The sequence below is a fragment of the Bacteroides eggerthii genome, assembly GCF_025146565.1.
Taxonomy (GTDB): domain Bacteria; phylum Bacteroidota; class Bacteroidia; order Bacteroidales; family Bacteroidaceae; genus Bacteroides; species Bacteroides eggerthii.
The window spans coordinates 3991137-4015455 of record NZ_CP102258.1 but is presented as its reverse complement, the minus strand read 5'-3'; the positions used below and the strand labels follow the sequence as shown (position 1 = coordinate 4015455).

Genomic DNA, 24319 nt, shown 5'->3' with positions numbered 1-24319 from the left:
TTTATTCGTTTGTCACTTTCTTCTTCCCATGCATCATCAGATAGACAATCGGAATGATGAAGCCATTCAGGAAGGTAGAGGTAAGCAGTCCTCCCAAAATAACTTTCGCCATAGGGCTTTGTATTTCATTGCCGGGAAGGTCGCCGCTGAGTGCCAGCGGGATCAGTGCCAGTGCACTGGACAGGGCTGTCATCAGAATAGGATTCAAGCGATCCAACGAACCGCGTATCACACTGTCGTACACTCCGTAGCCCTCTTCCTTTTGCAAGTGGTTGTAATGGCTGATCAGCAACATGCCGTTTCGGGTGGCGATGCCGAACAAGGAGATGAAACCGATGATGGCAGGAATGCTGATTTCCCCTGTGGTGATGAGCAGGGCAAACACGCCGCCAATCAGTGCCAAAGGCAGGTTGATAAGGATGATTGCACTTTCCTTGACACTGCGGAACTCGTGATACAGCAGCAAGAATATCACAACGACAGACATGAATGACGTCAATGCCAGTGTGCGGCTTGCAGCCTGTTCGCTTTCAAACTGGCCGCCGTATTCGATGTGGTAGCCTTCGGGCAGTTTGATTTGTTTGTCTACGCGCTCTTGTATATCGTTCACCACACTACGCAGGTCGCGGTCGGCAACGTTGGCGGAGATCACGATTTTACGTTTTACGTTTTCGCGGCTGATTGTATTCGGGCCCATTGCCGAACGTATGTCCGCTACGTAGTTCAACGGTATTTTTTGTCCGTTGCCGGTATCAATCATTAAGTTGCGTATCTTTTCCATCTCATCCCTCAAGTCATCCTTGACGCGTACGGTGAGGTCGAAGCTCTTTCCTTTCTCGTACACTTGGGATACGGATTCGCCTGCAAGGCACACATTGACGAACTCCGAAAACTCCGGCAATGAGATGCCGTATTTGGCAAGTACTTCCCGCTTGGGCGAGATGATGAGCTGCGGGCGTTCAATCTGCTGCTCTACATTCAAATCGGCAATGCCGGGGATGTCCTGAATGCTGTTTTTTATTTCATTGCCCAAGGAGAACATGCGGTTCAAATCGTCACCGAACAGCTTGATGGCTATGTTTGCTTTCGTTCCGGACAGCATGGCATCGATGCGGTGGCTGATAGGCTGGCCGATTTCCACGTTAGCACCGACAATCGTACCCAGTTTTTCACGTACGTCGGCCACCAGTTCGCTGCGCGAGCGGTCTTTCAACTCAAACGGGGCTTCGATCTCCGAAACGTTGACGCCTAAAGCATGTTCGTCCAGTTCGGCACGCCCTGTCTTGCGGGCTACGGTCTGGATTTCGGGGATGGTAAGAAGCAATTCTTCGGCGCGATGGCCTATCTTGTCGCTTTCTTCCAATGAGATGCCCGGCAGGGATGATATGTTGATCGTGAAGGAGCCTTCGTTGAATGGCGGCAGGAAGGAGCGTCCCAGTGTGAAGAAGCAGGCGAGTGCTATCACAAACAGGCCGATAGTTCCGCCCAATACGCTCTTTTTATGTCCCAATACGAAGGTTAGCGCTGCGCCATACCACTCTTTCATTTTACGTGCTACGGGTGAGTCTCCGGTGGAGCGTTTTTCATCTTTTATCTTTTCCTTGCCCAGCAGGTAGGAGCACAGTACAGGCGTCACCGTCAAGGCTACGACGGTGGAAGCTGCCAGTGCCACGATGAAGGCGATGCCCAGCGGTACGAGCATCCTGCCCTCCATGCCGCTGAGGAAAAACAGCGGAACGAAACTTACCACGATGATGAGTGTGGAATTCAGTATGGGCATACGCACTTCTTTAGAGGCGTTGAATACAACTTCCAGTATGGGCCGACGCTCTTCCTGCGGTTTCATACGGTTCTCCCGCAATCGTTTGTACACGTTCTCCACATCTACGATGGCATCATCTACCAGCGAGCCGATGGCGATGGCCATACCTCCGAGGCTCATTGTGTTGATTGTGAAGCCCATGTAGTGTAATGCCAGCAGTGAGGCTATCAGTGACAGGGGAAGTGTGACCAATGAGATGACAGTGGTCCGCACGTTGGCGAGGAACAGGAACAGGACGATGACGACGAAGATACCTCCTTCGAACAATGACTTCTGCACGTTGCCGATGGAACTTTCAATGAAGCGGCTTTGCCTGAAGATGTCGGTGCTGACTTTTACGTCAGGCGGCAGGTTCTTCTGCAGGTCTTTCAGGGAGGTTTCCAACTTGTCGGTCAGCTCAAGGGTACTTGTGGCCGGCTGTTTGGTTACGGTCAGCAGTACGGCAGGTTTCCCGCGTTCGGAAGCTGTGCCCAGTTTCGGCAGTTTGGCTCCGATGCGTACGTCTGCAATGTCTTCCAGCAGGACGGGAACGTCGGGCATTGAGGCCGGGGAAGCGGATGAGGTGTCACCGCCTTGCAGCTTGACTGTTGTTTTGGCAAGTTGTTCCACCCGGTCGGTGGAGATCACTCCGCGTACGATGTATTCGTTTCCGTATTCATAAAGCACGCCGCCATTGGCATTCAGGTTCATTTCGCGCGTAGCGTTCATCACTTCTGTGAGAGTCACGCCGTAATGACGCATCCGTTCCGGATCGAGTTGTATCTGGTATTCTTTAATATCGCCACCCAGTACGGCCACTTGCGCCACACCGCCGGTAGAAAGGAGGCGCGGACGGATTGTCCAGTCTGCTATGGTGCGCAGGTCGAGCATGGAAGTAGAGTCCGCAGTCAGCCCCACAATCAGCATCTCGCCTAAGATAGACGATTGCGGTCCGAGGGTAGGCTTGCCCACATTAGAGGGGAGCGATTCGCTGACGACAGCCAGTTTCTCGCTGACAATCTGGCGTGCCAGATAAACGTCCGTTTCCCAGTCAAATTCAACCCATACGACGGAAAACCCGTTTGTAGAGGAAGAGCGTACGCGGCGTACTCCTGTCGCACCGTTTACGGCAGTCTCCACCGGGAAGGTGACCAACTGTTCCACTTCTTCGGCTGCCATACCGTTGGCTTCGGTCATGATAACTACGGTCGGGGCATTCAGGTCGGGGAACACATCCACTTCCGTATGCATTGCAGTATATGTACCGCCAATCAGTAGCAATACGGATGCCACCAGCACCAATATTCGGTTCTGAAGGGAGAAATGTATAATCTTGTTCAACATAATTCAAAACTCATAATTATTATTAGTGTTCGTGGCTGTGTGCCGGAATTGCATTGGTGGCGCCGGCAAGTTTGACTTGGTATGCGCCTTGGGTCACTACCTTGTCACCGGCTTTGACGCCCGAAAGGATTTGCACCTTTTCGCCGTTGTCGGCTCCGAGAGTGACGGGTTGTTTTTTGTATCCTTCTTCATCTATTTGCAGATAGACGAAGAAGCTGCCTTGTTCTTCGGTCAAGGCTGTGTGGGGAAGTGAAATAACATTCTCCATGGGGGAGGAGAGCAGGAATATTTCTACAAAAGAACCGGGGATGATATCTCCTTTATTGTCAAATTCAAAGGTGACGGGCACGTAGTAGCTGTTTTCGCCCGATGCTTTCCCATAAGAAAGCAGGCGTCCGTTCAGTTCCTTTAGCGTATATACCTTATTGTTATAAGGAGTGCAGAAGTTGGCAGAGCCGATTGTGCGGAGATAAGGATAATATTTTTCCGAAACATCGGCACGCAGGAATAATTTGCGGTTTTGGGTTACGCTTACAAGCGGTTGGCCCACTGTGACATAGTCACCCTCCTTCACTAAGAGGCTTTTTACGTATCCACTGATAGGAGAGGGGATGGCCTGACCCTGTGCCGAATGGTTTTGGGCAACGGCTTCATAGCTGATGCGGGCATTCTCATAGGTCTGCCGGGCTTGGGCGAAGTCTTTTTCCGAAACGATTTTGTTGGGAAGCAGTTCTTTCATCCGTTCGTATTCCTTCTTGGCTGTTTCGTAGGCAATCCGCGCTCTTTGTACGGGATCTCCGTCTGCCATATTCTTGGACGAAAGCACTACGAGGGGAGTGCCTTTGCTGATGCTCATGCCCTCTATTACTTTTCCATGGAAAGAAACGACACCGGCCACAGTGGCTACGGCAACACTCTCGTCGCCTTGTGCAGCCATAACCCGGCCGCTGGTCTTAATCACCTGATTGAAAGTACCCGGCTCGATGATGCTCGTCTCCACGCCGGCGGCCTGCGCCTTAGCCGGAGGCAATATGATTTCGTCGCTATGGCCGGCGGCAGCTTCCGCAGCATGCTCGTGCTCGTGGCCGGCTCCTTCGTGCTCATGGTTTTCGCTCTCATGGTCATGACCTTCGTGATCATGTCCCGCATGGGCGTGTTCTTCCGTTTCGTGGTTGTGTCCTTCACCGGACTTACTATTGCAGGAGCCCAACAGGAACAATCCTATGACCCCCATGAATATAAATTTCTTCATGATAGTTGTTTTTATTCTTACTTGTTATTGGAATACAAAATTAGAGAATGTGGCGTGCAACCAAGTTGCATATATTCTCCTGCCGGGAAAGGAGTTCCTTTCGGCAATGTGGGTTAAGCAAGAACGGAAGGGGGCGCGCGAAGTCCGGTGGCACGTGTGATGAACGTGCCATGCAGAGATTCCAAGTAGATAAACTCTTGCCTTATGCCTGTTTCGTCGGGCAGGGTCGGGAGTTTGAGAAGAGGTTCCACAAATAGGGTGGTTACCCATACGAAGCAGGGCTGTATGTCGCTGTTGTTCGGATTGGGGGTCTGTTGGAAGAAATGGGTGGTCATGCAGCCTGTATCGCAGCAGCAATGTTCGTTGCAAGCGTCTTGATGGTGGCAACACCCGTCGGACGGCAGGTCGTTTTTCATACAGATCATGCCGTCTTCATGATGATGATGGGGAATGACAGGCACTGTCAGCATAATCATGCTGATGAAGAACAGGAAATATGCAATGTACCTTTTCGTTTTCATTCCTCTCTGTCTTTGACCGGTTGCAAAGATAGAGGTTAATCATTTAACTGCCAAGAACAAGATGCTAAAAAGCCTTGAATAAATCATTTAATCCTTCGCTCATGCTGGGGTGTGTGAAGATGAAATCGCGCAGGACACTGTAATGCAGGTCGTTTTTCATGGCTAATGCCACCAGGTTGATGACTTCGGGCGCATCGACGCAAAACAGGGTGCATCCCATGATGCGGCCCGTATGTGCATTGACAATAACTTTCAGCATGCCGTCTATGTGTTGCAGGGTGCGGGCACGCGGAATGGCGGCAGCCGGGAGCCGGGACACTTGGATCGAGTAACCGCGCTTTACGGCTTCCTCTTCGGTGGTGCCGATGTGTGCCAAGGGAGGGTCCGTAAAGATGACGTAAGGCACCGGAAGCCTGTCGTCCATATTCCGTTTTTTATTGCCGAATAAATGGTTGGTGATGATGCGGAAGTCATCAATGGACAAATAGTCATACATGGCGCCTCCTCTGACGTCTCCCATTGCCCATATATGCGGAGAGGTGGTTTGCAGATGTCCGTTGACGACGATAGCCCCCTGGGCGTCGGTCTGTACGCCGGCTGCGTGAAGGTTGAGGCCGTCGGTCATTGCTCTGCGCCCTGTGGCAAGCAGCAGGGCATCCCCTTCCAGGAAGTAGGGAGTGCCGTCGGAATTGTCCGTATAGGTCAGGGTCATGCCGTTGGCAGTGTCGTACATGGATAGTGCATGGACATTCAGCCGTACCTCAATGCCTTTTCTTTTGAGGGCTTCCAGCATGGATTCGGCTATGTCCCGGTCCGACTTGGGCATAAAGCGGTTGCCGGATTCCAATAAAGTGACTTTGCTTCCAAAACCGGCATACATGGTGGCAAACTCCATTCCGATGGTTCCGGCGCCAAGAATGAGCAGGTGCTTGGGTAGTACGCTTTGCCGGAGCAGCGTTTCACTGGTGAAGGCATGCTTGCTTTCATTCAGTCCTTCCACATCGGGCAGGATGGGGGTGGAGCCTGTATTGATGAAGATCTCTTTCCCTTGAAGCAGGATTTCCTTTTTGTCATGGGCAACCTTTACGGTGTCGTTGGACATAAAGGATGCCTCACCGTCGTACAGCGTGATGTTGGGGTAGCTTTTCAGATGCTCGTGGTTCTTGTCCCGCAGGAATGATACGAGCTTGTTTTTCCGGCTTACGGCGGATGTGTAGAATTTGGCTTGGCTGTCGTAGTTGTCCCGGTAGAGCCATTCGGCTTGTTCCGATTCGTGAATCAGCGTTTTAGTGGGAATACACCCTGCGTTTACACATGTTCCTCCATACATTTGTGAGGAACGTTCAATGATTGCCACTTTCCAGTTGCGGTTGGCAAGTTCGGCAGCCAGCAGTTTCCCGCCTTTGCCGAACCCTATGATTATAGCGTCATATTGTTTCATTCTAATTCATAATTAATGATTTATGAGAATGAAACAATAAGAACAATGTATTGTTGCAGGAAGTTAGTTAATGAAAGTTTACCGTTCCAGTTCGCGGAGCGAGTCCATTTTTTTCTTTTCGAGAAACTCATAGATGCCGCTCAGATGTTCGGTTACCCGTTTGTTGCCAAACTCATAAACCTTGCTGACCAGTCCGTCCAGGAAGTCACGATCGTGGCTCACGAGTATCAGTGTCCCGTCGAAGTCCATAAGGGCCTGTTTCAGGATGTCTTTGGTCTTCATGTCCAAATGGTTGGTAGGCTCATCCAGTATCAGCAGGTTCACCGGTTCCAGCAGCAGCTTAATCATGGCCAGTCGCGTACGTTCGCCGCCCGACAGGACTTTGACTTTTTTCATGGACTCTTCCGGTCCGCCAAACATGAAAGCGCCTAATAAGTCGCGTATCTTATTGCGGATTTCCCCTTTGGCAACATCGTCGATGGTTTGAAAGACCGTCAGGTTCTCATCCAGCAAGGATGCCTGATTCTGGGCGAAATAGCCTATCTGCACGTTGTGGCCGATAGTAAGGGTTCCTTCGTGTTCTATCTCTCCCATGATGCATTTCACCAGTGTGGACTTACCTTCGCCGTTCTTGCCCACAAAAGCTACTTTATCGCCTCGCTCTATGGTGAGGTTGGCGTTCTTGAATACGATGTGGTCGCCATAGGTCTTTCCTACGTTCTCCATGATGACCGGATAATTGCCGGAACGCGGAGAGGGTGGGAACTTGAGCCGCAATGCCGATGTGTCCTCTTCGTCCACTTCCAGAAGCACCAGCTTTTCCAGCATCTTGACGCGGCTTTGCACTTGCAGGGTTTTGGAGTAGGTTCCTTTGAAGCGTTCGATGAATTCTTTGGTCTCGGCAATGAACTTCTGTTGTTCGTCGTATGCTTTTTGTTGCTGTTCGCGACGTTCTTTACGGAGTTCCAGATATTTCGAGTAGTTCACTTTATAGTCGTAAATGCGTCCCATTGTCACCTCGATGGTGCGGGTGGTGATGTTGTCCACGAACTTGCGGTCGTGGCTGATGACGATGACCGCCTTTCCGTTATTGATGAGGAAGTCTTCCAGCCATTGGATGGACTCGATGTCCAGATGATTGGTGGGCTCGTCCAGCAAAAGCACATCCGGTTTCTGCAGCAGCAGTTTGGCAAGTTCGATGCGCATGCGCCAGCCACCGCTGAAGTCGCTTGTCTGGCGGTCGAAGTCCTCTCTGGTAAACCCAAGGCCAAGCAATGCCTTTTCCACATCTTCTTCGTAGTTGGTAGCGTCGATGGCATAGAATTTCTCGCTCAGGGCGGACACCTGTTCGATGAGTTCCATGTAGCTGTCGCTTTCATAGTCGGTGCGGGTTTCCAGCTCTTTGTTCATGCGGTCTATTTCGGCTTCCATTTCGTGCAGGTGGGCAAAGGCCTGTGCCGTTTCCTGAAAGACGGTACGTCCGTCTTCTGTCATCAGGTGCTGGGGCAGGTAGGCGATAACACAGTCTTTGGGCGCTGAGATTTTCCCCCTGGTGGGTTGCCGCACTCCGGCAAGAATCTTTAACAAGGTGCTTTTGCCTGCTCCGTTTTTTCCCATGAGGGCAATGCGGTCTTTTTCGTTGATAACGAAAGATATATCACTAAACAAGGTGGTGCCGCCAAATTCTACGGCGAGTCCGTCAATAGAAATCATTATGTCATTTTTAAAAATAAGTTGCAAAGATAATGCAAATATATTATTTTTTATATCTTTGCCCTGAACAAACAGTCATATTAGCCATGGAAATCGAAAACCAATCGGTAGATTACCGTCCACTCATCCTTGTTGCGGAAGATGATGATAGCAATTTCAAGCTGATAAAAGCTATTATAGGGAAGAAATGTGAGGTACAGTGGGCAAGGAACGGTGAGGAGATTGTCTCTTTATTTCTCGAAAACCGGGACAAGGCGGATGCGATATTAATGGACATCAAGATGCCTGTCATGAACGGTTTGGATGCCACCCAACGCATTCGTCGGGAAGGCGGAACTTTGCCCATTATCATGCAGACAGCCTATGCATTCTCTTCCGATCGTGAGAATGCCATGAATGCCGGCGCTTCGGAGGTGCTGGTGAAACCGATAACACTGAGCACCTTGCGCAACTGCCTGAGCAGTTATCTGCCCCAACTGGTGTGGTAGGACTCCACCGGCTCTACATCATCTCCCGGCACGTGTGAATAGCTGCCGGGATTCTTTTTTTCCGCCCGGACACAAACTGCACTCTCCTGCGAAGATTTTACGGAAGATTCGAAAAAGTTCATGGAGGATTTGAACAAAGTTTCTTTTTTTTCTGTTAATGAAGCCTAACCAAACTTTAATAGAATGAATAATAAACTGCGTTTTTTCCTGACTTCACTGTTTATACTCTTCGTGGTAGCGCTGCGTGCCGCAGCAACCGGTGATATTCGGGTTTCGGGCGTTGTGATGTCGGAAGGCGAGCCTCTGCCGGGAGCGTCGGTGCTGGTGAAGGGAACCCACAACGGGACAGTGACCGATGTTGACGGGAGATATACCCTTACAGTGCCGGCAGACGCTACATTGGTCTTTAGCTTTATCGGTTTGAAAACCACAGAACAGAAAGTAAACGGGCGTTCGGTTGTCGATGCTGAACTGCTCCCGGACAGTGAGCAACTGGATGAAGTAATGGTGGTGGCCTATGCCACTGCCAAGAAGTATAGTTTCACAGGGGCGGCTTCCACCGTAAAAGGAAGCGAAATCGCCAAGATGCAAGTGTCCAACGTGTCGCGGGCACTCGAAGGTACGGTGTCCGGCCTTCAGGCCAGTGCGCCCAGCGGCCAGCCGGGTACGGATGCGGAGATACGCATCCGCGGCATCGGTTCTATCAATGCTTCGAGCGCTCCGCTTTATGTGGTGGACGGTGTGCCTTTCGACGGCAGCATCAACTCCATTAATCCGGAAGACATCGCTTCATTGACGGTTTTGAAGGATGCTGCTTCGGCTGCTCTTTACGGCTCCCGCGGGGCGAATGGGGTGATTATCATAACCACTAAGCAGGGACAGACCGATTCGAAAACTACGGTCAGCATCAAAGCCAGTTTCGGAGGCTCCAACCGCGCCATACGCGATTACGACCGCATTGGCACTGACCAGTATTTTGAGCTCTACTGGGAGGCGCTGCGCAATCAGTATGCTTTGAATACGGACAAATATACTCCGCAGACAGCCGCAGCGCAGGCTTCAAAAGATTTGGTGGGCAAGCTGATGGGTGGCGGCCCAAATCCTTACGGAGCCGGCTATCCGCAGCCGGTGGGCACAGACGGCAAACTGGTTGACGGAGCTGTTCCGCTTTGGAATGTGGACTGGCAGAAAGAAATGGAACAACAGGCCCTGCGTACGGAAATTGGGGTGAATGTCTCCGGAGGCGGAAAGACCAACCAGTACTATTTCTCGGCCGGCTATCTGGACGACAAAGGCATTGCGCTTGAGTCCGGTTACCAACGTTTCAACCTGCGCTCCAACATTTCCAGTGAAATAACCCGTTGGCTGCGTGGCGGCGTGAATATGAGCTATGCCCACTCTGTGCAGAACTATCCGGTTTCGTCCGATACCAAGACCAGCAATGTGATTAATGCCGGACGCCTGATGGCCGACTTCTATCCGATGTACGAGATGAATGTTGACGGCACGTACAAACTGGACTCGGAGGGACACCGCATTTATGATTTCGGGTCCTACCGTCCTTCCGGCTCTATGGCCAACTGGAATTTGCCGGCTACCCTGCCCAATGACAAATCCGAGCGTATGCGGGATGAGTTTTCGGGACGTACTTTCCTTGAAGTGACTCCGGTGGAGGGGCTGAAGTTCAAGACCAGCTTCAACTTCGACCTGACAGACTATAATACACTGGATTATACCAATCCCAAGATAGGCCCTGCCGTCAATACGGGGGGCGGAGCAAGCCGCAGCTATACCCGTACCTTCTCTTGGACTTGGAACAACATTGTGACGTACGATAAGACCCTCGGTGAGCATCATTTCAACGTTCTTGCCGGGCAGGAGGCCTACTCATACCGTTATGACGTGTTGCAGGCATCCCGCAGCAATATGGCTGTGCCGGATATGCCGGAACTGGCTGTCGGCTCACTTGTAACTGCGGGTACGGGCTATCGCATTGACTACTCATTGCTGGGATATCTGGTGAGTGGGCAGTATGACTACCGGAACAAGTATTTCTTCTCCGCTTCCTATCGCCGCGACGGTTCATCCCGTTTTGCGCCCGACACTCGTTGGGGAAACTTCTGGTCGCTGGGAGCTTCATGGCGTGTCGATCGTGAAGAGTTTATGCAGAATACCGCCGACTGGCTTTCTGCCTTGACCCTGAAAGCCAGTTATGGAGCGCAGGGCAATGATAATTTGGGCACCTACTATGCCAGCAGCGGACTCTACTCCATTGTTTCGCAGGCGGGTGAGAACGCTTTGGTGTCCGACCGTCTCGCAACGCCCGACTTGAAATGGGAGACCAACCTGAACCTGAATGTCGGCATTGACTTTTCATTGTTCAACAACCGCTTCTCCGGTTCGTTCGATTTCTTCCAGCGACGCTCCAAGGATCTGCTGTATTCCCGTCCTTTGGCCACCTCTTTGGGTTACACCTCGATGGACGAGAACATCGGTGCGTTGAAAAACACCGGTTTTGAGATAGATCTTAAAGGCACGCTTATACATACTCGTGACTTCATGTGGCGCATGGGGCTTAACCTCACGCACTACAAGAATGTGGTGACCGAACTTCCGCTCGATGACATGCCTGTGACGGGAGTCACCCGCTTGAAGGTGGGACGCTCGGTGTATGACTTCTATCTGCGCGAATGGGCAGGGGTGGACCCTGCCAACGGCGATCCGCTGTGGTATAAGAATGTAAAGGATGCGCAAGGAAATATTACCGGACGCACCACCACCAACGATTATGCCCAAGCTGATTATTATTATGTGGACAAGTCATCGCTGCCTAAGGTTTACGGCGGTTTTAATACGGCTTTCGCATACAAGGGTTTTGAGTTGTCGGCCATCTTCGCATACAGCATAGGCGGGTATATTGTGGATCGTGACGTTACGATGTTGTGGAGCAATGGGAGCAATCCCGGACGCGCCTGGTCCACCGAGATCCTGAAACGCTGGACACCGGAAAACCGCGATACGGACGTGCCCGCTTTGAGGACAGTGTCCAACAACTGGAATTCCAATTCTACCCGCAACCTGTTTAATAATTCCTATTTGCGGATGAAGAACATCACGCTCTCCTACGACTTTCCGCAGCCGCTGATAAAGAAGGTCAGCCTGAACAGCCTGCAACTCTTCGTACAGGCGGACAACCTGCTGACTTTCTCTAAAAATCAGGGATTGGACCCGGAGCAGGGCATTACGGGGTTGACTTACTATCGTTACCCTGCCATGCGCTCCATTTCCGGCGGAATCAATGTTTCATTCTAAATCACTATTCACATGAATACTTCAATAAAAAATATAGCGGCTTTTACGGCCGGGCTGTTGTTCGTCCTGTCTTCGTGCAGCGGCGATTTTCTCGACCACAAACCTACGGATGCGGTGGATTCGGGCATTGTTCCCGTACCTTCCAATGCAGGGCGCATATTCAACGGGGCATGGTACAACCTGTTTGAGTACAGCAGTACGTATGCCAATATCGGCTATCGCGCCTTGATGTTGCAGGATGACATGATGGCGGATGATGTGGTGTCGCGCCCTATGTACGGCTTCAACTCTTCCTATCAGTTTAATGATGTGGTGATGCCTGCCAATAACCGTACCGCATTTGCGTGGTATCTGATGTACAGGACTATTGACAACTGCAACACAGCCATTTCCATTACGGCTACCGGTGATGACGACACACCCGACTTCCGCTACTCCCAGGGACAGGCCTATGCTTTGCGGGCTTTTTGTTACCTGCATCTGGCGCAGCACTACCAGTTTACGTATTTAAAAGATCCCGCTGCTCCGGCTGTTCCGCTCTATACCGAACCCACTGTTTCCACAACAAAGCCCAAGGGCAAGGCCACTTTGGAGGAGTTGTACACGCAGATTTTCAAAGACCTGAATAGGGCTAAAGAGCTTCTTAAGGGCTATGTCCGTCCGGATGACAACTCTAAGTTCAAGCCCGATGTGAGTGTTGTCAATGGGTTGTTGGCGCGTGCCTGTCTGCTCACCGGGCAATGGGGCGGGGCTGCCGATGCTGCACTTGAGGCTGCCAAGGGATATGCCCTGATGACAGATGCCAAAACCTATATGGGCTTCAATGATTTGTCCAACACCGAGTGGATGTGGGGGCATCCGCAGTCCGTAAGCCAGTCCGATGCCAGCTATAATTTCTATTATATTGATGTGGTGACTCCCGATGCGTATAATAGTTTCATGGCCGACCCGCATTTTATGGATCTGTTCGAAGCCGGAGATATTCGTCTGGACCTGTTCCAGTGGATGCGTGAAGGGTATCTGGGCTACCGGAAATTCCGCATACGTGCCGACCAGACCGGGGACATTGTCGTGATGCGTTCCGCCGAAATGTATCTGATTGCCGCCGAGGCGCTGGCGCGTGAGGGACAATTGGGAGAGGCCGTAAAGCCGCTGAACACATTGCGCAACGCACGCGGCCTTGCCGATTACGACCTGACGGGCAAAACGCAGGAGCAGCTCATCGGTGATATCTTGCTGGAACGCCGTCGCGAACTGTGGGGCGAAGGATTTGGCATTACCGACATATTGCGCACCCAGCGTGCCGTTGCGCGTGAAGCCTTGACGAAAGAAGAAGCGGAGAAAAAGTATGATTGCTGGCAGCAGGACGGCTCTTATAAAGAGTATAATCCCGAAGGGCACTGGTTTACTTCCTTCCCCGACGGAACGAGGTTTGTGCCGAACAGTACCTATTATCTGTATTCCATTCCGGAGAAAGAAACGAATGCAAATCCCAACTTATAGGCAGGGACCTTAATAATGGCAGGGTAGAAGGACGGCACTCAAGCACCTATTCTTTCTCCCTGCCTTCTCTTTCCGCCATTTTCCGTTTCACGAATTCAATCTTCAGGTTGGCTTCGTCCTTGTTCTTTTTAATCTCGGTGATGGCGGACAGCAGTTGCGCCAGTTCGTAGACTGCCGCTACGGCTTTGCGGTCGTTGGGAGTCATGGTGGTGGCGTAGGAGCGTTCGCCAAGATAGTTGACGCGGATGTTTTTATCCTTGTTCAGGTTGAGGAAAGCGATTACGTTGCCGTCTTCTCCTACCTTGTAATCCGCTTTTTCTATTTTCTCTCCCAAGTCGGTGGTCTCATAGCTGTCTTTGGACGCCGGAGTTTCGGCAAAGCTGCCGTCGGGGGCGGTGACCTTCACTGCTAAATGGTGGATGTTGTGCGGGCCGCAATAGATGGAGGTCATGCTCATGACGCCGTTCTCGTCCACCTGAAAACGCAGGTAAGAACGGTGGAGGTTCTTTTCTATCACTTGCGAAGGATGCAGGTAATTGCCTATCCTCTGGTACTCGGCGTCTTTCTCGAAGGCATAGTTGCCTTTAATGGCGTCTACGGCTTCCTGCTTTTCCTGCAACATGCTGTCGAGGTAGGCAAGCGTCTTTTCCTGTTCTTTCAGTTCCACCTGCTGCATGAGTCCGATGCCCTCGCGTCTGGTTTCAAATGCTTTCGGGTAGAGTATCTTGATGCTGTCAATCTGCATTTTCGCTTCGCTGTAATCGCCGCGTTCAAAAGCTGCGCGGGCGGTCTGGAGCCTTTCACCGGCTTTTTTCTCCACATTGCTGCAAGAGAAGAGCGTGCAACAGAGGCACGCAAGGAAGGTTGCTTTCTTCATAATTTTCATTCTTGATATTAACAGGGGACAAAAATAAAAAATAATATCCGTATCTTTGCAGTCTTTTAATGTGATAATGTGCCATTATATATGATTGAATTGACAACAGAAGAGCTGAAACAGCGTTTCAGTGACAATATATTCGGACGGATTTCCGAGACGGCAGATGAACTGGGACTGGAATGTTACGTGGTAGGCGGCTACGTGCGCGACATTTTCCTGCAACGCCCTTCCAAAGATATTGATGTGGTAGTGGTGGGCAGCGGCATTGCAATGGCGGAGGCGCTTGCCAAACGCTTGGGGCGTGGTGCACACCTTTCTGTTTTCAAGAATTTCGGTACGGCGCAACTGAAGTATCATGGTACGGAAGTGGAGTTTGTGGGCGCCCGCAAGGAGTCCTACACGCACGATTCGCGCAAGCCGGTTGTGGAAGACGGTTCGTTGGAGGACGACCAGAACCGCCGGGACTTCACTATCAATGCCTTGGCGGTCTGCCTCAACAGGCAGCGTTATGGAGAGCTGGTGGATCCTTTCGGAGGAATGGAGGACATGCGTGAAAAGACCATCCGCACGCCGCTCGATCCGGACATTACCTTCAGTGACGACCCCTTGCGTATGATGCGTTGCATCCGCTTTGCCACCCAACTGAATTTCTATATCGACGATGACACCTTCGAGTCTTTGTGCCGCAACAAGGAGCGCATCTCTATCATATCCAGGGAGCGCATTGCGGATGAGCTGAACAAGATATTGCTGTCTCCCGTCCCGTCCAAAGGGCTGATAGACTTGGACCGTTCCGGACTGTTGCAGCTCATCTTCCCGGAGCTGGTTGCCTTGCAAGGCGTTGAAACCCGTAACGGCAGGGCGCATAAGGATAATTTCTACCATACGCTCGAAGTGCTCGATAATATAAGTAAGAAGACCGACAACCTATGGCTTCGTTGGGCAGCCCTGCTTCACGACATTGCCAAGCCGGCAACCAAGCGTTGGGAGCCTCGTGCCGGGTGGACGTTCCACAACCACAACTTCATTGGTGAGAAGATGATTCCTGAGATTTTTCGCAGGATGAAGCTCCCGATGAATGAGAAAATGAAGTATGTACAGAAGCTCGTGAGCCTGCACATGCGTCCCATTGTGATAGCCGATGATGTGGTGACGGACTCGGCTGTACGCCGCCTTTTGTTTGAGGCGGGCGATGACATAGACGACCTTATGACCCTGTGCGAGGCCGATATCACTTCCAAGAACATGGAGCGTAAGCAACGCTTCCTGAACAACTTCCAACTGGTGCGCCAGAAGCTGAAGGACTTGGAGGAGCGCGACCGCATCCGTAACTTCCAGCCTCCTGTCAGCGGTGAGGAGATTATGAAAACATTCAATCTGCCGCCCTGCCGGCAAGTGGGCGCATTGAAAAGCGCTATCAAGGATGCCATATTGGACGGCGTCATTCCCAATGACTACGAGGCTGCACGCGCATTTATGCTGCAACGGGCGGAAAAGATGGGACTGAAATAGGGTTTTGACATGTTTTTTCTTAATGTGGCGCTTCGAAAAATAGGGGGGGATAATAGGAGGCTCTGAGGAATAAGTCGGAGGAAGAAAATTTGGGAATATGAACTTATTAACTTGATTTTTAATTGGTTATGTAGAAATATCACTTTGTTTTTTCAAAGGCTTAGGGTTCATTTAGGGTTCATTTCCCTTATGACCCCCATTCCCCCCTGAAAATAGGCCTAAAAATACATGAGATGACTTGTTTTTTTACTATGCTCCTGTCTGGCTTTCTTTGGCATATATCCTACAAACAGACTGATAGATGCTTTTTTCAGTCAGTGCTGACAGATGTTCCTTTCAGTCGGTGCTGATAGATGTTCCTTTCAGTCGGTGCTGACAGATGTTCCTTTCAGTCAGTGCTGATAGATGTTACTTTCAGTCGGTGCTGATAAATGCTTTTTTAAACAGCCTGATAAATGTTCCTTTCAATCGGTAATAATGGATATTTCTTTACAACGCAGTAATCCCTTATGGCGGAAACGACCTATGAACTGTCAGTTTGTGAAGGTTGTCAATATGCTATAAATCAGATGAATATCCCTGAAATGGGTGGTGTTTTAGGGGCTATAAGGAAATGACCCCTAAATGAACCCTAAACAGTAATTTGCCTTTGGTAAAAATAGCATACATATATGTTCCTTTTTCCTTTTTGCGAATACACAGAATCCGCGCCATGAGATGAAGATATCCGTTTCGTAAGGCGGAAGCATTCACCCTGCGGGACGGAAATATTTATCTTGCAGGACGGAAATATTCGTCCCGTAAGGCAGAAATATTCATCCCGCGGGATAAAACAAATCGTCTCGTGAGATGAAACAGGGCATCTCACGAGACGAAAATGCATATCTTCCGGTTCTCCGGTTGATGAGGGAAAACGTCCTTACTCTTCGGCTTGGAACTTTCTGCTCACCTTCATCAGGTTGGTGGAGTAGGTCACTATATTCTGCGCTTCCTGTATCATTGTCAGGTATACCATGCTGACTTTGATGCTTCCGGACTGGCTCTGGATGCGTTGCAGCTCTTCACGTTTCAGGTGGGCGAGTTGTCCGTTCAGCTCGTTTGCCCTGCGCACTTCTTCTTCGAAGTCGCTGTAATCGTTATGCTCCAGCTTATGGCGGCATACTTGCAACAGATAGACGATGTCTTCCGTTACGTCGGCAAACTCGCCTTTCTGCACTGCATCCAGCGGCTTGAAGTTATTGTCGATATGTTCCAGACATGGTTCGCACAAGCGTCCTACACTATAAATCAGCTCACTGGCAAAGTCGTTGCCCTGATAGTAATAGAGCCCTTTTTCGAGCACCGTATTGTTGTCCAGACGACACATGGCGAGCGTGCCGGTGCGCTTCATCTGTTTGATCAGTTGCTTCTCGAACTTCACAGCACCCATTGCCCGGCGCAGTCCGCGCAGGTTCTCGTGCAGGAAGGCGGTGACGGTGCGTTCGAAGTTGTCTTCCGTAAACTCCAGTATCTTGCACAGCTCCTCGCGGGTGTGGCGACGCAAAAGTTCCAGAATCTCCATGTTGTCTGTGCTTTGCATCAGTTGCTTGATAGTGGCGTTGCCCTTTTCTTTCTCCTTGCGTTTCTTGTACATCACTTGGCTGCGTATCAGCATGAACACTGCCAAGCCGATCAGTGCGATAATGGCGACTGTGCCGCCGAAATAGATGATCAAGGCCACGAAGAAACAGATTGTGAATGCAGCTCCGGCAGTGATGAACCAGCCGCCGATGACGCTCAGTACGCCGGTGATGCGGAATACGGCGGAGTCGCGTCCCCAAGCGCGGTCGGCAAGGGAGGTACCCATGGCCACCATGAAGGTGACGTAGGTTGTGGAGAGGGGAAGTTTCAGGGAAGTACCGAGGGCAATCAGCAAGCCGGCGAGTACAAGGTTGACGGAGGCGCGTACCAAGTCGAACGCTGCGCCGTCGGCAATGATGGCTTCGTCCTTCCGGAAGCGGGTTTCTATCCAGCGTTTGCTGCTTTCGGGCATCGTTTTGGACAGCCCGTTGGCTATTGTCATGCTGAAGCGTACCAGTGTACGTGCTATGGGGGTGCTGCCGAAGCTCTCTTCGCCTTCATCCTGACGGGAGAGGTCGACGGAAGTCTTGATTACGTTATGGGCCTTCTTGGAGGTGCACAGCGAGTAGACCATGATGACTCCCGCACCGATAAGGAAATACCAGGGCGTTTTGGCCGGACCCAGCAACGAGTCCATGAGGAAGCCGTCGGGACCTGCGGCGGCGCCGTTGGTGGTGTAGTCGATGAAAGAGGAGTAGCCGGCAAGGGGCACACCGATGAAGTTCACCAAGTCGTTACCCGCAAAGGCGAGGGCAAGGGCAAAGGTTCCCAGAAGCACCACGACCTTGAACACGTTGACCTTCCGCCAGTGTAGCACCTGCATCAACAGGGTGAAGAACACAAAGAAACAACCGATCAGCAGGGTGGTGTTATCTTGTATCCACTGCTTGTTTTCCGGGGTCATGAATGAGCTGTCTTTCAGCCCTTTTATCAGCATGAAATAGATAATGGAGGTTGCTGCGATGCCACCGAAGATGCCGATGCTGTACTTCATCTTCTTGGTGTAGTTGAAGGTGAACACCACACGCGCCAGCCATTGCACCAGCATACCGAAGAAGAAGGCAATGGCTACGGAAAGGAAAATACCCATGATGACGGACAGGGCTTTGTCCGTATTGATGAGGTCGCCGAATCCCAGCGTGTCACTGCCATGCACCTTGATGAGCGCCAGGGCGAATGTTCCGCCCAGCAGTTCGAATACCATGGATACGGTGGTGGATGTAGGCATCCCCATTGTGTTGAATACGTCCAGCAGCACTACGTCGGTCAGCATGACGGCCAGCAGGATACACATGATTTCGGCAAAATAGAAATGCTCCGGCTGGTAGATGCCATGCCGGGCGATGTCCATCATGCCGTTGGACAGGGAAGCGCCGATAAAGACGCCGATGCCCGCTATAAACAGTACGGTTTTGAAAGATGCTGCTTTGGCTCCGACAGCAGACTGAAGAAAGTTTACTGCATCATTGCTGACACCCACGATGAGGTCGAAAACCGCGAGGACGAACAGGAAGATGACAATGCATAGATAGATAGTTTCCATAAGATGTATTTTATTTCTGGCTGCAAAGGAACGTTATTTGTGTTGCAGGGAAATGTCATACATGTTACAGAAATGTTACAAGAAACTTTTCGCTCTTAACTTTTCAATTCTCCGCTGTTTATTAAATCATAGCAGTTTTTTCAGTTCTTCAATGTCGGGCATTTGAAGTTTGTAGTCCCCGGTTATCTGTGAAGATGGTCGGTTTTTGGCGTTAATATGAGGATATTATCATAAAGTTGTTTATATTTGCATAGCGAAACTTTAATTATCATGGTGAAAAACGATAATACGTCACGAAAGGCATTGTATGAAGAAGCCGGGTATTTCTGTCGTTTTGTCTGCTATACTTGGTTTTGTGTTATTTAAAAAAGGAGTGATTATGGAATTAGTGGTATTATTTGGCCTGATAGCTGTTGGATGCGGTGGATTCTTATTGTACATCGTTACTCCTAAGGGCAAAAGATGGTTTGGTTCTTTATAAAGCATAAAGCCTCGTTTTTACGCGAGGCTTTTTTTATTTTATGTAATTATAACTTTTCGCTCTCCGTTTTCAACCCTTCAGGTATTCGTAGAAAGTATATTGCGAACGTATCTTTTCTTTTTGCGGACGTGCCGATTTCCAGCGGTTGCACAGGTGGTCGTCCACAAAGCATGCCTTGCGCTTGTCCGACAGTTGGATGGAAAGCATGTCCGACAGCTCGCGCTTCAGGTCCGGGTCCAGAATGGGGGTTACGGCTTCAATGCGGCGGTACAGGTTGCGGCGCATCCAGTCGGGCGAGCCGAGAAACAGTTTCGGCTTTCCGCCGTTGCCGAAGTACCACACGCGTGCATGTTCGAGGAAGGTGTCCACAATGCGTGTGACGCGGATGTTACGGCTGTATTTCCGTCCGGAGATGAGGCAGCAGATGCCTCGTACGATGAGGTCTATCTTCACCCCGGCTTGTGATGCCTCATACAGCCGTTCTATCATGGCGGGGTCTTGCAGGGCGTTCATTTTGAGTATTATCCTTCCCTGCTTACCGCTTTTGGCGAGTTCTATCTCATGGTCGATGAGGCGGTTGAGTTCGGGTATCAGGTTGAAGCGCGCCACCAGCAGGCGGTGGAATACGGGATTCTCCTTGCCTTGGAATGTGCGGAAGAGGTTGTGCAGGTCGTTCACAAGTACCGGATTGCAGGTGAACAACCCGCAGTCGGCATAGAGGGTGGCGGTTTTCTCGTTGAAGTTTCCGGTGCTTATATAGGCGTAGCTGGGCAGTTTGTGTCCCTGCTTGTCGCGGCGCAGCACGAGCGCCACTTTGGCATGCACCTTCAGTCCGGGCAGGCTGAACAGGATGTTGATGCCGGCGGCTTTCATCATCTCGGCGGTTGCCAAGTTGTTCTCTTCATCGAAACGTGCTTTCAGTTCTACGAAGACGGTCACTTTCTTGCCGTTCTGTGCGGCGGCTATCAAGGTGTTGATGACGGCGGAGTTTTCGGCAACGCGGTATTGGGTCACCATGATCTCGCGGACGGTAGGCTCGTGCACTGCTTCGTACAGGAAATGGATGAAGTGTTCGAAAGAGTGGTAGGGGTAATGCAGCAGCAGGTCTTTCTTCTCCACATAGCGGAAGATGGATTCACGCTCGTCCAGACAGGCCAGTTTCATGGGCTGTGGCTTGCGGATGGGGCGTACGGCATTGTTAGGGTTGGGCAGGTGGCGCAGGTCTTCCATGTTGAGGTGCTTGTCGCCCGGAACCAGCTCTTGGCGGTTGATGCGGAAGGCGTCTACCAGAAAGTCCAGAAAGTCATCCGGCATGGCGCGGTCGTACACAAAACGGCAGACGGCTCCTATCTTGCGCTTCTTTACCTTTGTCTTTACCTGCTCTATGATCTCGGAGGTATTGGCCGATTCGTCTATCAGTATGTCCGCATCCCGCGAGATCTTGATGCAATAGCTGCTGTCCACGTCATAGCCGGGGAAAATCGTGTCGATATTGGCTTTGATAATGTCCTCGATGAACATCAGATAGTAGTTCTTGTCCTGTTTGGGAAGCTCGATGAAACGGGGCACCTTGCTGTAAGGCAGCTTCATCACGAAATATTGCGTATGGTCGGGGTCGCCCGGCAAAGTGCCTTTGGAATGCAGGCGTACGGCAAGGTAAAGGCGGTTGTCGCGCAGGAAGGAGATGACCTTGTCCTTGCTCACCGGTACGGGCGAGAGATACGGGAAAATCTCTTCGCGGAAGAAGCGTCTCAGGAACTCTTTATGGAAAGGCTCCACGTTGCGGCTCTGGTAGAAAATTATGTGATGTTGCCGCAGTGCGGGCAGTATCTTCTGTTCGTAGATGCGGATGCGTTCTTCCAGTTGGCGGTTCACCTCTTCGTTGATTTCGGTCACCAGCTGCATGGCGGACTGTACGCTCTCCTCGTCGCTATGCGCGGCGCCGGTGGCAATGGCCTTGTGGTCGGCCACGCGTATCTTGTAGAACTCTTCCAGGTTGGACGAGTATATGGATATGAAGTTGATGCGCTCGTACAGCGGCAGCGTGTCGTCCTCTGCCTCCAGCAGCACCCGGTAGTTGAATGACAGCCAGCTGATGTCGCGTTTGAAATATCTGCTTTCCATATAAGATTAGGTTTATTTTCCAAATATAGCTACCTTTGCACATATAAACAAAGGAAAAATGACAAAAGTTGGTTTACTGTCGGATACGCATGGATATTGGGATGAGAAGTACCTGCAATACTTTGAGTCGTGCGATGAAATATGGCATGCCGGTGATATAGGAACATTGGAAGTGGCGCAGAAGCTGGCGGCGTTCCGGCCGTTTCGTGCGGTATATGGCAATATAGACGGGCAGGACTTGCGCAAGCTCTATCCGCAAGTGCTCCGTTTTACGGTGGACGGCGCGGAAGTGCTGATGAAACACATAGGGGGCTATCCCGGCAAGTACGATCCGTCCGTACAGGGGAGCATCATGGTGCGTCCGCCCAAGCTGTTTGTCAGCGGCCATTCGCATATACTGAAGGTGAAGTTCGACAAGACATTGGGCATGCTCCATATCAATCCGGGCGCAGCCGGCATCTACGGCTTCCATAAGGTGCGCACTATGGTGCGTTTCACCATTGACGGCGGTGTGTTTAAGGACCTTGAAGTGATAGAGCTTGCCGGTTAGGGATTAGTGGTTAGTAATCCCACTTTTCTTCTCTTGAAATTTTGTAATTTTCTGATTTTTGTCGAACTTTGCACTCTGAATAGCAACGAGAGCCGTGGGGCATTGTCCTCCTTCTTATTTTATTCTACATTTGAAGTCAATCCAATAAAGAACTGAAATATGAAAGGAATTATTCTTGCAGGTGGCAGCGCCACTCGTCTCTATCCATTGTCCAAGGCTATCTCCAAGCAGATTATGCCGGTCTACGACAAGCCCATGATCTATTATCCCCTCTCCACACTGATGTTGGCAGGCATACGTGAAGTGCTGATTATCTCCACTCCGCGCGATTTGCCCATGTTTCGTGACCTGTTGGGAACGGGCGAGGAGCTCGGCATGTCTTTCTCTTATAAGGTACAGGAGAAACCGAATGGACTGGCACAGGCCTTTGTGCTCGGAGCGGAATTCCTGAACGGTGAGCCGGGATGCCTTATCTTGGGCGACAACATGTTCTATGGACAGGGATTCTCTGCAATGCTGAAACGTGCCGCTTCTATCGAGAAAGGTGCGTGCATCTTCGGCTATTATGTGAAAGACCCGCGTGCATACGGGGTGGTGGAGTTCGATGCCGACGGCAAGGCCATTTCGTTGGAAGAAAAACCTGCACAGCCCAAAAGCAATTATGCCGTTCCGGGACTATACTTCTACGACTCCACTGTGACAGAAAAGGCCGCAGCCCTGAAACCGTCGGCCCGCGGCGAATATGAGATTACCGACCTTAACCGCCTTTATCTGCAAGAAGGCACGCTGAAAGTGGAACTTTTCGGTCGTGGCTTTGCCTGGCTCGACACCGGCAATTGTGACAGCCTGCTCGAAGCAAGCAACTTCGTTGCCACCATACAGAACCGCCAGGGATTCCGCGTGAGCTGCATCGAGGAGATAGCATGGCGCAAGGGATGGATTGATCTTGACCAGCTCTATCATCTGGGCGAACAACTGGGCAAAACGGAATATGGCAAATATCTGATGGAACTTGCCGACTCGTACCGTTGATGTGACGACCGCCTTTAAACTCATACATAACTATAACTTATAATTCATAATTGCATGAAAACTTATCTTGTAACCGGTGCTGCCGGATTTATCGGAGCCAACTATATAAAATATATTCTGGCAAAGCATGATGATATAAAAGTGGTGATACTGGATGCCCTGACCTATGCCGGAAATCTGGGCACGATTGCCAAAGATATTGATGAGGAACGTTGCTTCTTTGTCAAAGGTGATATCTGTGACCGTATTCTTGCCGACGAGCTGTTTGCCAAATACAAATTCGACTATGTGGTGAACTTTGCCGCTGAAAGCCATGTGGACCGCAGCATCGAGAATCCGCAGCTCTTCCTGATGACGAATATTCTGGGTACTCAGAACCTGCTTGACGCCGCCCGTCGTGCATGGGTGACGGGTAAGGACGAACAGGGTTATCCCACATGGCGCAAGGGAGTGCGCTATCATCAGGTGTCTACGGATGAAGTTTACGGCTCGTTGGGCGCCGAAGGTTTCTTTACGGAGAACACCCCGCTTTGCCCGCATAGCCCGTACAGCGCTTCCAAGACAAGTGCCGATATGGTGGTAATGGCATACCATGACACTTATAGGATGCCGGTCACCATTACCCGCTGTTCCAACAACTATGGCCCGTACCACTTCCCGGAGAAGCTGATACCGCTGATCATAAAGAATATCCTTGAAGGCAAGCCGCTTCCGGTGTATGGTGACGGCAGCAATGTGCGCGATTGGCTGTATGTGGAAGACCATTGCAAAGCCATTGACCTTGTGGTGCGCAAAGGGGTGGAAGGCGAAGTGTATAATGTGGGCGGCCACAACGAAAAGACCAATCTGGAGATTGTGAAGCTGACCATCGCCACTATCCGCCGCCTGATGGAAGAAAAACCGGAGTATCGCGCAGTCCTGAAAAAGCAGGTCAAGGGCGACGACGGACAGATTGACATCAGTTGGATAAACGAAGGCCTGATAACGTTCGTGAAAGACCGTCTCGGCCACGACCAACGTTATGCCATAGACCCCGCCAAGATAACGGAGGCTTTAGGCTGGTATCCCGAAACGAAGTTTGAAACGGGCATCGTCAAGACCATCGAGTGGTATTTGAATAATCAGGACTGGGTGGAAGAAGTGACCAGCGGCGATTACCAGAAATATTATGAAAGGATGTACGGGAAGAAATAAACCGTCCC

General features: G+C 50.9%; 17 protein-coding genes. 8 read left to right on the top strand and 9 right to left on the bottom strand.

Annotation, left to right across the window (positions count from 1 at the left end; genetic code table 11):
* Nucleotide 1 precedes the first annotated feature (1 nt).
* The 5 genes from NQ546_RS16710 to NQ546_RS16690 all read right to left on the bottom strand — a co-directional run bounded on the left by NQ546_RS16710 (nucleotide 2) and on the right by NQ546_RS16690 (nucleotide 8072).
* On the bottom strand, nucleotides 2-3145 hold the full coding sequence (locus tag NQ546_RS16710) for an efflux RND transporter permease subunit (protein ID WP_004288603.1): 3144 nt from the start codon (nucleotides 3143-3145) through the stop codon (nucleotides 2-4).
* A gap of 22 nt (nucleotides 3146-3167) precedes the next feature.
* Entirely contained in the window at nucleotides 3168-4397 is a 1230-nt protein-coding gene (locus NQ546_RS16705; protein WP_004288604.1) for an efflux RND transporter periplasmic adaptor subunit, read from the bottom strand.
* Nucleotides 4398-4510: 113 nt separating this feature from the next.
* Nucleotides 4511-4918, bottom strand: a complete 408-nt coding sequence (locus NQ546_RS16700) for a DUF6769 family protein (protein WP_004288605.1) — start codon at nucleotides 4916-4918, stop codon at nucleotides 4511-4513.
* A 64-nt stretch (nucleotides 4919-4982) separates the two neighbouring features.
* On the bottom strand, nucleotides 4983-6359 hold the full coding sequence (locus tag NQ546_RS16695) for an FAD-dependent oxidoreductase (protein WP_004288606.1): 1377 nt from the start codon (nucleotides 6357-6359) through the stop codon (nucleotides 4983-4985).
* Between the two features lie 78 nt (nucleotides 6360-6437).
* The gene (locus NQ546_RS16690) at nucleotides 6438-8072 is read right to left on the bottom strand and encodes an ABC-F family ATP-binding cassette domain-containing protein (RefSeq protein WP_004288607.1); all 1635 of its coding nucleotides are present in this window, start codon (nucleotides 8070-8072) and stop codon (nucleotides 6438-6440) included.
* A gap of 86 nt (nucleotides 8073-8158) precedes the next feature.
* Between NQ546_RS16690 and NQ546_RS16685 the strand changes: the two genes are divergently transcribed.
* On the top strand, nucleotides 8159-8560 hold the full coding sequence (locus NQ546_RS16685; RefSeq protein ID WP_017141279.1) for a response regulator: 402 nt from the start codon (nucleotides 8159-8161) through the stop codon (nucleotides 8558-8560).
* On the opposite strand, the gene NQ546_RS16680 is transcribed toward NQ546_RS16685, so the two are convergent.
* Nucleotides 8536-8682 (bottom strand): hypothetical protein, encoded by a 147-nt coding sequence (locus tag NQ546_RS16680; protein WP_167319251.1) that lies wholly within the window; start codon nucleotides 8680-8682, stop codon nucleotides 8536-8538. The genes NQ546_RS16685 and NQ546_RS16680 overlap by 25 nt on opposite strands.
* A gap of 61 nt (nucleotides 8683-8743) precedes the next feature.
* Between NQ546_RS16680 and NQ546_RS16675 the strand changes: the two genes are divergently transcribed.
* Together NQ546_RS16675 and NQ546_RS16670 are read left to right on the top strand one after the other, a co-directional pair.
* Entirely contained in the window at nucleotides 8744-11872 is a 3129-nt protein-coding gene (locus NQ546_RS16675) for a SusC/RagA family TonB-linked outer membrane protein (protein WP_004288610.1), read from the top strand.
* 12 nt (nucleotides 11873-11884) lie between these two features.
* Complete coding sequence (locus NQ546_RS16670) at nucleotides 11885-13375, top strand: RagB/SusD family nutrient uptake outer membrane protein (RefSeq protein ID WP_004288611.1); 1491 nt, start codon at nucleotides 11885-11887, stop codon at nucleotides 13373-13375.
* 46 nt (nucleotides 13376-13421) lie between these two features.
* Here NQ546_RS16670 and NQ546_RS16665 read toward each other — a convergent pair whose 3' ends face one another.
* Nucleotides 13422-14252, bottom strand: coding sequence for an outer membrane protein assembly factor BamD (locus tag NQ546_RS16665; protein WP_171031150.1), 831 nt, complete (start codon nucleotides 14250-14252; stop codon nucleotides 13422-13424).
* Nucleotides 14253-14342: 90 nt separating this feature from the next.
* Here NQ546_RS16665 and NQ546_RS16660 point away from each other — a divergent pair, with 90 nt between their 5' ends.
* The gene (locus NQ546_RS16660; protein ID WP_004288613.1) at nucleotides 14343-15767 is read left to right on the top strand and encodes a CCA tRNA nucleotidyltransferase; all 1425 of its coding nucleotides are present in this window, start codon (nucleotides 14343-14345) and stop codon (nucleotides 15765-15767) included.
* A gap of 919 nt (nucleotides 15768-16686) precedes the next feature.
* On the opposite strand, the gene NQ546_RS16655 is transcribed toward NQ546_RS16660, so the two are convergent.
* Nucleotides 16687-18930, bottom strand: coding sequence for an inorganic phosphate transporter (locus tag NQ546_RS16655; protein WP_004288614.1), 2244 nt, complete (start codon nucleotides 18928-18930; stop codon nucleotides 16687-16689).
* Between the two features lie 307 nt (nucleotides 18931-19237).
* Between NQ546_RS16655 and NQ546_RS16650 the strand changes: the two genes are divergently transcribed.
* Nucleotides 19238-19411 carry a hypothetical protein gene (locus NQ546_RS16650; protein WP_004288615.1) on the top strand — a complete coding sequence of 58 codons (174 nt, stop codon included), beginning with the start codon at nucleotides 19238-19240 and terminating at the stop codon, nucleotides 19409-19411.
* Nucleotides 19412-19480: 69 nt separating this feature from the next.
* Here the strand turns inward: NQ546_RS16650 and NQ546_RS16645 are convergent, their stop codons facing one another.
* Nucleotides 19481-21535 carry an RNA degradosome polyphosphate kinase gene (locus NQ546_RS16645; RefSeq protein WP_004288616.1) on the bottom strand — a complete coding sequence of 685 codons (2055 nt, stop codon included), beginning with the start codon at nucleotides 21533-21535 and terminating at the stop codon, nucleotides 19481-19483.
* Nucleotides 21536-21593: 58 nt separating this feature from the next.
* On the opposite strand from NQ546_RS16645, the gene NQ546_RS16640 reads away from it, so the two are divergent.
* The 3 genes from NQ546_RS16640 to rfbB all read left to right on the top strand — a co-directional run bounded on the left by NQ546_RS16640 (nucleotide 21594) and on the right by rfbB (nucleotide 24311).
* Nucleotides 21594-22085 carry a metallophosphoesterase family protein gene (locus NQ546_RS16640; RefSeq protein WP_004288617.1) on the top strand — a complete coding sequence of 164 codons (492 nt, stop codon included), beginning with the start codon at nucleotides 21594-21596 and terminating at the stop codon, nucleotides 22083-22085.
* Nucleotides 22086-22244: 159 nt separating this feature from the next.
* Complete coding sequence (rfbA, locus tag NQ546_RS16635; protein WP_004288618.1) at nucleotides 22245-23117, top strand: glucose-1-phosphate thymidylyltransferase RfbA; 873 nt, start codon at nucleotides 22245-22247, stop codon at nucleotides 23115-23117.
* 54 nt (nucleotides 23118-23171) lie between these two features.
* On the top strand, nucleotides 23172-24311 hold the full coding sequence (rfbB, locus tag NQ546_RS16630) for a dTDP-glucose 4,6-dehydratase (protein ID WP_004288619.1): 1140 nt from the start codon (nucleotides 23172-23174) through the stop codon (nucleotides 24309-24311).
* Nucleotides 24312-24319: the final 8 nt, after the last annotated feature.

Excerpts from the sequence above, each read along its gene's own strand:
- NQ546_RS16710 (WP_004288603.1), bottom strand. The coding sequence starts at position 3,145 with ATGTTGAACAAGATTATACATTTCTCCCTTCAGAACCGAATATTGGTG.
- NQ546_RS16705 (WP_004288604.1), bottom strand. The coding sequence starts at position 4,397 with ATGAAGAAATTTATATTCATGGGGGTCATAGGATTGTTCCTGTTGGGC.
- NQ546_RS16700 (WP_004288605.1), bottom strand. The coding sequence starts at position 4,918 with ATGAAAACGAAAAGGTACATTGCATATTTCCTGTTCTTCATCAGCATG.
- NQ546_RS16695 (WP_004288606.1), bottom strand. The coding sequence starts at position 6,359 with ATGAAACAATATGACGCTATAATCATAGGGTTCGGCAAAGGCGGGAAA.
- NQ546_RS16690 (WP_004288607.1), bottom strand. The coding sequence starts at position 8,072 with ATGATTTCTATTGACGGACTCGCCGTAGAATTTGGCGGCACCACCTTG.
- NQ546_RS16685 (WP_017141279.1), top strand. The coding sequence starts at position 8,159 with ATGGAAATCGAAAACCAATCGGTAGATTACCGTCCACTCATCCTTGTT.
- NQ546_RS16680 (WP_167319251.1), bottom strand. The coding sequence starts at position 8,682 with ATGAACTTTTTCGAATCTTCCGTAAAATCTTCGCAGGAGAGTGCAGTT.
- NQ546_RS16675 (WP_004288610.1), top strand. The coding sequence starts at position 8,744 with ATGAATAATAAACTGCGTTTTTTCCTGACTTCACTGTTTATACTCTTC.
- NQ546_RS16670 (WP_004288611.1), top strand. The coding sequence starts at position 11,885 with ATGAATACTTCAATAAAAAATATAGCGGCTTTTACGGCCGGGCTGTTG.
- NQ546_RS16665 (WP_171031150.1), bottom strand. The coding sequence starts at position 14,252 with ATGAAGAAAGCAACCTTCCTTGCGTGCCTCTGTTGCACGCTCTTCTCT.
- NQ546_RS16660 (WP_004288613.1), top strand. The coding sequence starts at position 14,343 with ATGATTGAATTGACAACAGAAGAGCTGAAACAGCGTTTCAGTGACAAT.
- NQ546_RS16655 (WP_004288614.1), bottom strand. The coding sequence starts at position 18,930 with ATGGAAACTATCTATCTATGCATTGTCATCTTCCTGTTCGTCCTCGCG.
- NQ546_RS16650 (WP_004288615.1), top strand. The coding sequence starts at position 19,238 with ATGAAGAAGCCGGGTATTTCTGTCGTTTTGTCTGCTATACTTGGTTTT.
- NQ546_RS16645 (WP_004288616.1), bottom strand. The coding sequence starts at position 21,535 with ATGGAAAGCAGATATTTCAAACGCGACATCAGCTGGCTGTCATTCAAC.
- NQ546_RS16640 (WP_004288617.1), top strand. The coding sequence starts at position 21,594 with ATGACAAAAGTTGGTTTACTGTCGGATACGCATGGATATTGGGATGAG.
- rfbA (WP_004288618.1), top strand. The coding sequence starts at position 22,245 with ATGAAAGGAATTATTCTTGCAGGTGGCAGCGCCACTCGTCTCTATCCA.
- rfbB (WP_004288619.1), top strand. The coding sequence starts at position 23,172 with ATGAAAACTTATCTTGTAACCGGTGCTGCCGGATTTATCGGAGCCAAC.